General features: G+C 62.0%; 12 protein-coding genes. All 12 read right to left on the bottom strand.

Annotation, left to right across the window (positions count from 1 at the left end; translation table 11 throughout):
* Nucleotides 1-4: 4 nt before the first annotated feature.
* Nucleotides 5-310 (bottom strand): NADH-quinone oxidoreductase subunit NuoK, encoded by a 306-nt coding sequence (nuoK, locus tag ACGYLA_RS15200; protein ID WP_007119508.1) that lies wholly within the window; start codon nucleotides 308-310, stop codon nucleotides 5-7.
* 261 nt (nucleotides 311-571) lie between these two features.
* Complete coding sequence (locus ACGYLA_RS15195; RefSeq protein ID WP_067268146.1) at nucleotides 572-1,174, bottom strand: NADH-quinone oxidoreductase subunit J; 603 nt, start codon at nucleotides 1,172-1,174, stop codon at nucleotides 572-574.
* Nucleotides 1,171-1,587, bottom strand: a complete 417-nt coding sequence (locus ACGYLA_RS15190) for a carboxymuconolactone decarboxylase family protein (RefSeq protein ID WP_394433576.1) — start codon at nucleotides 1,585-1,587, stop codon at nucleotides 1,171-1,173. Before ACGYLA_RS15190 ends, ACGYLA_RS15195 begins: the two co-directional genes overlap by 4 nt.
* Nucleotides 1,584-2,078, bottom strand: a complete 495-nt coding sequence (nuoI, locus tag ACGYLA_RS15185) for an NADH-quinone oxidoreductase subunit NuoI (protein ID WP_067263454.1) — start codon at nucleotides 2,076-2,078, stop codon at nucleotides 1,584-1,586. The genes ACGYLA_RS15190 and nuoI overlap by 4 nt, the downstream gene beginning before the upstream one ends.
* Nucleotide 2,079: 1 nt before the next feature.
* The gene (gene nuoH / locus ACGYLA_RS15180; RefSeq protein WP_067263452.1) at nucleotides 2,080-3,120 is read right to left on the bottom strand and encodes an NADH-quinone oxidoreductase subunit NuoH; all 1,041 of its coding nucleotides are present in this window, start codon (nucleotides 3,118-3,120) and stop codon (nucleotides 2,080-2,082) included.
* A gap of 6 nt (nucleotides 3,121-3,126) precedes the next feature.
* Nucleotides 3,127-3,501 carry a hypothetical protein gene (locus tag ACGYLA_RS15175; RefSeq protein ID WP_067263450.1) on the bottom strand — a complete coding sequence of 125 codons (375 nt, stop codon included), beginning with the start codon at nucleotides 3,499-3,501 and terminating at the stop codon, nucleotides 3,127-3,129.
* A gap of 5 nt (nucleotides 3,502-3,506) precedes the next feature.
* Entirely contained in the window at nucleotides 3,507-5,522 is a 2,016-nt protein-coding gene (gene nuoG, locus ACGYLA_RS15170) for an NADH-quinone oxidoreductase subunit NuoG (RefSeq protein ID WP_394433574.1), read from the bottom strand.
* 4 nt (nucleotides 5,523-5,526) lie between these two features.
* Nucleotides 5,527-5,937, bottom strand: a complete 411-nt coding sequence (locus tag ACGYLA_RS15165) for a DUF5333 domain-containing protein (protein ID WP_271693446.1) — start codon at nucleotides 5,935-5,937, stop codon at nucleotides 5,527-5,529.
* Nucleotides 5,938-6,057: 120 nt separating this feature from the next.
* Entirely contained in the window at nucleotides 6,058-6,384 is a 327-nt protein-coding gene (locus tag ACGYLA_RS15160) for a hypothetical protein (RefSeq protein ID WP_394433572.1), read from the bottom strand.
* Between the two features lie 140 nt (nucleotides 6,385-6,524).
* Nucleotides 6,525-7,820 (bottom strand): NADH-quinone oxidoreductase subunit NuoF, encoded by a 1,296-nt coding sequence (gene nuoF / locus ACGYLA_RS15155; RefSeq protein WP_394433570.1) that lies wholly within the window; start codon nucleotides 7,818-7,820, stop codon nucleotides 6,525-6,527.
* 5 nt (nucleotides 7,821-7,825) lie between these two features.
* Nucleotides 7,826-8,059 carry a DUF5337 domain-containing protein gene (locus tag ACGYLA_RS15150; RefSeq protein ID WP_067263425.1) on the bottom strand — a complete coding sequence of 78 codons (234 nt, stop codon included), beginning with the start codon at nucleotides 8,057-8,059 and terminating at the stop codon, nucleotides 7,826-7,828.
* Nucleotides 8,060-8,077: 18 nt separating this feature from the next.
* Entirely contained in the window at nucleotides 8,078-8,950 is an 873-nt protein-coding gene (locus ACGYLA_RS15145; RefSeq protein ID WP_394433568.1) for a hypothetical protein, read from the bottom strand.
* Nucleotides 8,951-8,982 lie beyond the last annotated feature (32 nt).

The following is an 8,982-nucleotide window of genomic DNA, read 5'->3' as shown; positions in this document are numbered from 1 at the left end:
TGCCTCAGCCCTTCATCACGTTGACATCTTCCACCGCGATCGAGCCACGGTTGCGGAAGAAACAGACCAAAATGGCGAGGCCGATGGCAGCCTCGGCAGCAGCGACGGTGAGCACGAAAAGCGTGAAGACCTGCCCCGTCAGATCACCAAGGAAACTGGAAAAGGCGACGAGGTTGATGTTCACCGCGAGCAGCATCAATTCGATGCTCATCAGCAGAATGATCACGTTCTTGCGGTTCAGGAATAGCCCGAAGATGCCGATGACAAACAGCGTCGCCGCCACTGTCAGGTAATGCTCAAGTCCGATCATGTCGTCCCTTACGTTCCCGCCCCTTGATGGGCTTTGGTCGCGCCCCATCTGAGGGGGCTTTTAGTATCACTTTGCCCCGGCTGCCACCGGGATTGCCGAAGCTTTAGCCGATAAAGCTGTAGCCGCCGAAAAACACGACGATCAACACCACGACCAGTACCACGATTGTTGTTCTCGACATTTCGACGTCCCTTCTCTCTCTTGGTTCAGCCGTTCTCTTTCAAAGAGAACGGCCCCGGAATTTTCAAAAAATTCCGTCTGTTACAGGCCCTGCCCTGACTTCACGTCGCGCAGTTCCATCGCCTTGGCCGGGTCGCGCATCATCTGGGCCACCACGTCTTGGCGCTTCACGTCCTTGCGGTGACGCAATGTCAGCACGATCGCCCCGATCATCGCCACCAGCAGGATCAGCCCCGCCAGTTGGAACAGCAGGAAGTAACGATCATACAGCAGCAGGCCGAGGGCTTCGGTGTTGAACCGCGCGGGATCAATCGCATTGGCCCGCAGGCTCTCCGCCGCCGCGCTCTGCTCCCATGCGCCAAAGGCCATGACGAATTGCATCAAAATCACCAGCCCGATCAGCAAGGCCAAGGGCATGTAGCGCGCCATCTCGGCCTTGAGTTCGGCGAAGTCCACGTCGAGCATCATGACGACGAAGAGGAAAAGCACCGCCACCGCGCCCACATAGACGATGACCAGCAGCATTGCCACGAACTCCGCGCCGAGCAGAACAAAGAGCCCCGCCGCCGAAAGGAAGGACAGGATCAGCCAAAGCACCGAATGCACCGGGTTGCGGCTGATCACCGTGAACAGCCCGCCGGTGATGACGCTGATCGCGAAGAGGTAAAATGAAAAGACCGTCATGCGCCGTCTTCCTTCTTGGTGTCTTGTTCGTCGTCGAGGACCGATTGCGCCAGTTCCAGCGCCCGGGTCATCGCGGGAAGCCCGGCAAAGACCGACATCTGGCTGATCGTCTCGACGATATGTTGTTTCGTGGCCCCCGCCTCGCGCGCGTGGCGCACGGTTTGGCGAAGGGCCATGTCATTCTGCGCGCCCTGCATGGTCAGCCCGGCAAGGGTCAGAAGCAGCCGCGTCCGCGCGTCCAGCCCGCCTTTGTTGACCGTGTCGCCGAACCAGAAATCCATCATTTCCTTCGGCATGGTGCCCATCATTGCCTCGAACCCTTTGGGCGAAAAAGCATCCATCGCCGGAAAGGCTTTGGCCATCTCCTGCGCTTGCTTCATCATCGCATCAAAAGGGTTCTTGGGGTCGCTCATCTGTAGGGCGCGTCCATTTCGAGGTTGCGGGCAATTTCGGCTTCCCAACGTTCGCCGTTGTCCAAAAGCTTGGCCTTGTCGTAGTAAAGTTCTTCGCGGGTCTCAGTCGAGAACTCGAAGTTCGGGCCTTCGACAATGGCATCCACCGGGCAAGCCTCTTGGCAGAAACCGCAGTAGATGCATTTGGTCATGTCGATGTCATAGCGCGTGGTGCGGCGGCTGCCGTCTTCGCGCGCTTCGGCGTCGATGGTGATCGCCTGCGCGGGGCAGATCGCTTCGCAAAGCTTACAGGCAATGCAGCGTTCCTCCCCATTGGGATAACGGCGCAGGGCATGCTCCCCGCGGAAACGGGGCGACAGCGGCCCCTTTTCATGCGGGTAGTTCAGCGTGGTTTTCGGCGCAAAGAAATAGCGCATCCCCAGCATGAACGCCTTGGCGTAATCTGCCAGCAGGAAATATTTCGCGGCGCGGGTGTAATCAGTCGCAGCCATATCAGCCCCCTACGGTCCAGCGGGCGTAGATGCCCCAGAACCAATCGAATTTTGCAGCGAATGCCACGAAGACCACCCAGAAGAGCGAGAAGGGAAGGAAGACTTTCCACCCCAGCCGCATCAGCTGGTCATAGCGGTAGCGCGGCGTGATGGCCTTCACCATGGCGAACATGAAGAAGACCATCAGCATCTTGATGAACATCCAGAAGAAGCCATCGGGCAGGAACGGCACCGGCGACAGCCAGCCACCGAAGAACATCAGCGACACCAGCGCGCACATCAGCACCACCGCCACCAGCTCGCCAATCATGAAGAGCAGGAAGGGCGTCGAGGAATATTCCACCTGATAGCCCGCGACGAGTTCCGATTCCGCTTCCGGCAGGTCGAAGGGCGGGCGGTTGGTCTCCGCCAGCGCCGAGATGAAGAACAGGATCAGCATCGGGAAATGCGGCAGGAAGTACCAGTTCAGCAGACCCCAGTCGCCATCCTGGGCCGCCACGATGGAGGAGAAGTTCATCGACCCGGTCGAGAGGATCACGCCGATGATGATCAGACCGATCGAGACTTCGTATGAGATCATCTGCGCGGCAGAGCGCAGGCTCCCTAGGAACGGGTATTTCGAGTTCGACGCCCAACCGCCCATGATCACGCCGTAAACCTCAAGCGAAGAAACCGCGAAGACATAGAGGATGGCCACGTTGATGTCCGACAGGATCCAACCGTCGTTAAACGGGATCACCGCCCAAGCGATCATTGCCATGACGAAGGAAATCATCGGCGCAAGGAAGAAGACCCCCTTGTCGGCGCCCGCCGGAACCACCACTTCCTTAACGATATATTTGAGGAAGTCGGCAAAACTCTGAAGCAGGCCGAAGACGCCCACAACGTTGGGGCCGCGGCGCATCATCACGGCGGCCCAGATCTTGCGGTCGGCATACATGAGGAAGGCCAGCGCCAGCAGCAACGGCACCACCAGCAGCAACACCTGCCCAACCGTCAGCAGGGCAATGCCAAGCCCGGTCGTGTAAAAGAAATCAGCCATAAGTCCTCACACCGTCGGAATGCCGCGTTCCGCGCATTGAAACGCGGTCACTTCGGCATCAATTGTCTTCAAGCCTTTGGGCAGGCTCGGCGAGATTGTGTAAACAGCATCTGCCCGCCATATGCCACCCTCTTCGCTCACATTTGTCCGCACATGACGCGCAAATCCGTAGCCTCGGATCAGCGTGTATTGCGCGGCGGCGCATTCGGCGTAGTCCGACACGTCCTGCGCCGAAAGCGCCTTGGTCATCGCCACGTTGAATTGCACCAAATCCCCGTCCAAAAGCTGGGTTTCGACCCCCTTGTAATCGGGGATAAAATCCTCGGCCACCGGCACCTGCGGTTCGCAGGCGGCCAGTAGCATCAAGGGGGCCAGCGCCATTGTTCTCACTCCGCCGCCATCGGCTCGGCCCGGCGCGCGGCGGCCAGTGCCGACAGTTCCGCCATCAACTGGCTGGCCCGCGCGATCGGGTTGGAGAGATAGAAGTCACGCACCGCAGGCGCGAAAGACGCATTGCCCAGCTTGCCTGCAGGCAGCGCGTTCCATTCGTTTTCCGGCACCTCATCGACATTCGCCAGATGCGGCACGGCCTCGGTCAGCTTGCGGCGCAGCTCGGCGATGGAATCATAGCCCAGTTGCGCGCCCATCTCAGCCGAAAGCGCCCGGAGAATCGCCCAGTTCTCTTTCGCCTGCCCCGGTGCAAAGCCTGCGCGCAGCGCCAGTTGCGGACGGCCTTCGGTGTTGACGAACAGCCCTGGCTCCTCGGTATAGGCGGCGCCCGGCAAGATGATGTCGGCACGGTGTGCGCCGCGGTCGCCATGGCTGCCTTGGTAGATCACAAAGGGGCCTTCGCCGATCTCGATCTCGTCGGCACCGAGGTTGTAAATCACCTCTGCCGCGTTCACGTCGTCCATACCGTTTTCGGCCACGGCACCGATGTCCATCGCACCGACGCGCGAGGCGGCGGTGTGCAGGACCATCAGCTTGCTCTTGGTCTTCTCGGCCAGTTCCATCGCTTTCGCCAGAACCGCCGAACCATCGGCTTCGCGCAGCGCGCCCTGCCCGACGACGATCACCGAAGGCTGCTCCAACACTTCGTCGAAGTCGCTGCCCATCAGCTTGTCGAGCGTCGCGCGGTCGTTGCCCAGATGGTGATGCGGATAAGTCAGATCGGCCGCCTCGCCGATCAGGCCGATCTCGGCACCGTTGGTCCACGCCTTGCGGATGCGCGCGTTCAACACGGGTGCTTCGACCGCCGGGTTACAACCGATCAGCTGGATCATCTTGGCGCTGTCCAGATCTTCGATCCGGGCGTTGCCGACATAGCCGAAACGGTTGCCCGCGGGCAGTTTCGCGCCATCGGTGCGGCATTCGACAACACCGCCCTGCCCTTCGATCAACTGCTTCAGCGCGAAGCTCGCCTCCACCGGGGCCAGATCGCCAATGAGACCGGCCAGCTTCTTACCCTTCATCGCGGCGGCGGCGGCATTCAGCGCCTCGGGCCAGCTGGCTTTGCGCAGCTTGCCGTTCTCCCGGATGTAAGGTGTGTCAAGACGCTGGCGGCGCAGACCGTCCCAAACGAAGCGGGTCTTGTCGGAAATCCACTCCTCGTTCACGCCGTCATGGTTGCGCGGCAGGAAGCGCATCACTTCGCGGCCCTTGGTGTCGACGCGGATGTTGGAGCCGAGCGCATCCATCACGTCGATGCTCTCGGTCTTGCTGAGTTCCCACGGACGCGCGGTAAAGGCGTAGGGTTTGGACACCAGCGCGCCCACCGGGCAAAGATCGATGATATTGCCCGACAGGTTGCTGTCGATCAGCGCGCCGAGATAGGTCGTGATCTCCGCATCCTCGCCGCGGCCTGTCTGGCCCATGACGTGCTGGCCCGCGACCTCGGTCGTGAAGCGCACGCAGCGGGTGCAGGAGATACAGCGCGTCATATGGGTTTCCACCAGCGGGCCGAGATCGAGATCTTCGGTCGCGCGCTTGGGCTCGCGGTAGCGCGAGAAGTCGACGCCGTAGGCCATCGCCTGGTCCTGCAGGTCGCACTCACCGCCCTGGTCGCAGATCGGGCAATCGAGCGGGTGGTTGATGAGCAGGAATTCCATCACGCCTTCGCGGGCCTTCTTGACCATGGGCGAGTTGGTTTTCACGACCGGCGGCTGGCCCTCGGGACCGGGGCGCAGGTCGCGCACCTGCATGGCGCAGGAGGCGGCGGGCTTGGGCGGCCCGCCGACGACTTCCACAAGACACATGCGGCAGTTGCCCGCGATCGACAGACGCTCGTGGTAACAGAAGCGCGGCACTTCGATGCCGACCTGCTCGCAGGCCTGAATGAGCGTCATCGCCCCTTCGACTTCGACTTCCTTACCGTCGATGATGATCTTGCGGATATCGCTCATAAGCTCACTTTGCCTTCAGTAACGAACCGATCCGGCTCGATTTTTGAATCTCTTCGCGTCCAAGCGCACAATAGCTTTGCGGGTCCGAAGTATCGACCCCCTTGGCCTTGAAAAACGCGGCGCCCCGCGCTCTCATGCGCGCTTTTTCAGCGTCACTATCAATATAGGCGTCGATCTCGGCGTCGGAGTAGCCCAGATCGCCCGCCTTGCCTTTCAGGTCCCAAGCCATCTTGACCGCGCGCAGCATCCGCGCGCTGATGTCGGGGCAGTTCTTACGGATGATGTCGGCCACGCCCATGTCCAAGAGCGCATCGTCGATGGCAGCCACCTCGCGCAGCGGCGGTTTGGCGGCGACCGGTGTCACGGTGGCGGCGGTCAGGCTCAGGCCCATCACGGCGATCATCAGGGTGCGCATATCAATTCTCCTTCAAGCAGCGGGCCGGAACGGCCCGTCTGACAGATGGAGATTGCAGGCCGTGATATTCAATATCACCGCCGCAAAGACCCGCAGGCCCGCGATATGTCGCCGATGCGATCACTGTGGGCAGTGGCCCTGAAAGGTCAGCGCCCCGCCATCGAACCGCAGCGCGCTTGCCGGGGCATCGGGGCCAAAGGTCCAGTCGATTTTCGAGTTGCCGTAGTTGCCGACACAGTATTTCACCGCCTCATAGCGCGCCGCTGCACGGGCGCCGTCGATGGATTTGCCGGCGTCCTTGACCGTCACCTGAAAGACATCCCGCTGGCCGTCGACCTTGCGTAGTTTGGTGTTGAAATACTGCCCGTCAAAGGCAATCCGCTCGCCATCATTGGCGCAGCCCGCCAGCAGGGCGCTGAGCGTCAGAACCGTCAAAGCATATTTCATAGACCTACTCCGATGCGCCATGGGCCTCGGCCTTGCCGACCGCCCCGCGCCTGTTGTGGACGGACGCGCCTGACGCGCGCCCGCTATCGCCGCTCCTGCGTCAAGCGTCAAGCCGGTGAGGCCCGCCGCCGCGCAGGGTTTCACTCCGCCGCGACCGCGCTGACGCGGCCCGTGCGCTTGTGTTTGATCCGATCTTCGATCTCATCGCGGAAGTGGCGGATCAGACCTTGGATCGGCCAAGCCGCCGCATCGCCGAGCGCGCAGATCGTGTGCCCTTCGACCTGTTTGGTCACGTCGAGCAGCATGTCGATCTCTTCGGGTTCTGCATCGCCCGAGACCAGACGGTCCATCACCCGCATCATCCAACCGGTGCCTTCGCGGCAGGGCGTGCACTGGCCGCAGCTTTCGTGTTTGTAGAACTTCGACAGCCGCCAGATCGCTTTGATCACGTCGGTGCAGTTGTCCATCACGATCACCGCCGCGGTGCCGAGGCCCGAACGCTGCTCACGCAGGTAGTCGAAATCCATGATCGCGTCGCGCATGTCCTTGCCGGGGATCAACGGCACCGACGACCCGCCGGGGATCACCGCCTTGAGGTTGTCCCAGCCGCCGCGGATGCCGCCGCAATGGGTCTCGATCAGCTCTTCAAAGGAGATCGACATCGCCTCTTCGACGACGCAGGGGTTGTTCACGTGACCCGAGATCGCAAAGAGCTTGGTGCCCGCGTTATTGGCGCGGCCAAAGCCCGCGAACCACTCAGGGCCACGGCGCAGAATGGTCGGTACCACGGCGATGGATTCGACGTTGTTCACAGTGGTCGGGCAACCGTAGAGACCCGCGCCCGCCGGGAACGGCGGTTTCATCCGGGGCATGCCCTTCTTCCCTTCGAGGCTCTCCAGCAGCGCGGTTTCTTCGCCACAGATATAGGCCCCTGCCCCGTGGTGCAGGTAGATATCGAAATCCCAGCCCGATTTGCTGGCGTTTTTGCCCACCAGACCGGCCTCATAGGCTTCATCAATCGCGGCCTGCAGGGCTTCGCGCTCGCGGATGTACTCGCCGCGCAGGTAGATATAGCAGGTATGTGCGTTCATCGCGAAAGAGGCGATCAGGCAGCCTTCGATCAGCGTATGCGGATCGTGGCGCATGATCTCGCGGTCTTTGCAGGTGCCCGGCTCGGATTCGTCGGCGTTGACCACAAGGTATGCCGGGCGGCCATCGCTTTCCTTCGGCATGAAGGACCACTTGAGCCCCGTGGGGAAGCCCGCCCCACCCCGGCCCCGCAGGCCAGAGGCTTTCATCTGGTCGACGATCCAATCGCGGCCCTTTTGAATGATCCCGGCGGTGCCATCCCAATGGCCGCGCGCCTGCGCGCCTTTCAGGGTGCGGTCATGCATGCCGTAGATGTTGGTAAAAATGCGGTCTTTGTCCTGAAGCATGATGCCTACCTTTGGTTCTCACGGCTGGCCCGGCGGGCCTGCCACATTTGATATATCACGACCATCGCCCAGAAAAGCGCGGCCAGTGCAGCAAAGTCGAAGAGCAGCGCATAACGCCCCGGCAGGCCAAGCGCCGGGCCGGCCCATTGCATGGCCAGCCACAAGCACATGGTCACGGCAATGACCAGCCCTGCGGTGCGGCCCTTGCGGGCAAGCGCTCTGTCTTCGGCTTCGCTCATGTCTCTCTCTTACCCCGATCAGCCCTCGGCCTTGCCGTCACTGGCAATAGCCTTGGCCTGACCGATCCAATCGTCGCGCCGGATACGGCCCTTGAAACGCAAACGGGAATCGACCCAGTCGATCTCCTCCCCCTCAAGTGCCGCGATCTGATCGAAATGGAAGATGCCCAATTCATTCAGCGTCTGTTCCAGCTTCGGCCCGATGCCGCCGATCCGCTTGAGGTCATCCGCCCCACCCGCGCGGGGTGCATCCAGCAGCGCGGGTTTGCCATCGGTCGATGCGCCACCTGTCGCCCCCTTGGGCGCGGTCTCGACGGTCTCTTCCGGGGTGGTCACCACTGCGGGCGCTTCTTCGGCTTCGACAACCTGTTCCGGGGCGGCTTCTACGGCGGCTGTGTCGGCCACGGGCGGCGTCGGCGTTGTTTCCTCGGAGGTTTCGGCTGGCTCTTCCTCTCCCGCCACCTCGGCCTCGGCAACCTCATCCGGCGCAGCTTCAACGGCAGCCGTATCGGCCACGGGCGCGGTCGGCGGTGTCTCCTCCACAGGCTCAACCGGCGCGCTGGCCTTTCGCGCGGCCCCGATGCCCGCGTCACCGGCTGGGACGGTGCCCACCGCTGGCGAGACGCTGTCCGATGCTGTCGGTGCCGCTGCAACCGATGCTGCCGCCGCGCTGCGGGTGTTGTCTTGCGGTGCGGCGGCTGGCACGTCTTTGCACAGCAGGGTCATCGCCAGATAGCCCACGATCACCGCCACCAGCACACCGGCCAAAATAGACATCAACAGACCCCAAATGCCGAAAGCCAGCAACAGGAATGCCACGAGCAAACCGACACCGGCACCCAGCCACCAGCAGCGCTTGGTGCAGGCTTCTCGTTCCGAAATATCCGTCATGACTGTCCTTCTCTCCCTTGATGCGGGCGATG

This window comes from Sulfitobacter sp. 1A13679 (assembly GCF_043557115.1).
In the GTDB taxonomy this organism is placed as follows: domain Bacteria; phylum Pseudomonadota; class Alphaproteobacteria; order Rhodobacterales; family Rhodobacteraceae; genus Sulfitobacter; species Sulfitobacter faviae.
Note: the sequence above shows the minus strand (reverse complement) of the source record. Positions and strands in the feature narration are given on the sequence as shown.

Excerpts from the sequence above, each read along its gene's own strand:
- nuoK (WP_007119508.1), bottom strand. The coding sequence starts at position 310 with ATGATCGGACTTGAGCATTACCTGACAGTGGCGGCGACGCTGTTTGTC.
- ACGYLA_RS15195 (WP_067268146.1), bottom strand. The coding sequence starts at position 1,174 with ATGACGGTCTTTTCATTTTACCTCTTCGCGATCAGCGTCATCACCGGC.
- ACGYLA_RS15190 (WP_394433576.1), bottom strand. The coding sequence starts at position 1,587 with ATGAGCGACCCCAAGAACCCTTTTGATGCGATGATGAAGCAAGCGCAG.
- nuoI (WP_067263454.1), bottom strand. The coding sequence starts at position 2,078 with ATGGCTGCGACTGATTACACCCGCGCCGCGAAATATTTCCTGCTGGCA.
- nuoH (WP_067263452.1), bottom strand. The coding sequence starts at position 3,120 with ATGGCTGATTTCTTTTACACGACCGGGCTTGGCATTGCCCTGCTGACG.
- ACGYLA_RS15175 (WP_067263450.1), bottom strand. The coding sequence starts at position 3,501 with ATGGCGCTGGCCCCCTTGATGCTACTGGCCGCCTGCGAACCGCAGGTG.
- nuoG (WP_394433574.1), bottom strand. The coding sequence starts at position 5,522 with ATGAGCGATATCCGCAAGATCATCATCGACGGTAAGGAAGTCGAAGTC.
- ACGYLA_RS15165 (WP_271693446.1), bottom strand. The coding sequence starts at position 5,937 with ATGCGCACCCTGATGATCGCCGTGATGGGCCTGAGCCTGACCGCCGCC.
- ACGYLA_RS15160 (WP_394433572.1), bottom strand. The coding sequence starts at position 6,384 with ATGAAATATGCTTTGACGGTTCTGACGCTCAGCGCCCTGCTGGCGGGC.
- nuoF (WP_394433570.1), bottom strand. The coding sequence starts at position 7,820 with ATGCTTCAGGACAAAGACCGCATTTTTACCAACATCTACGGCATGCAT.
- ACGYLA_RS15150 (WP_067263425.1), bottom strand. The coding sequence starts at position 8,059 with ATGAGCGAAGCCGAAGACAGAGCGCTTGCCCGCAAGGGCCGCACCGCA.
- ACGYLA_RS15145 (WP_394433568.1), bottom strand. The coding sequence starts at position 8,950 with ATGACGGATATTTCGGAACGAGAAGCCTGCACCAAGCGCTGCTGGTGG.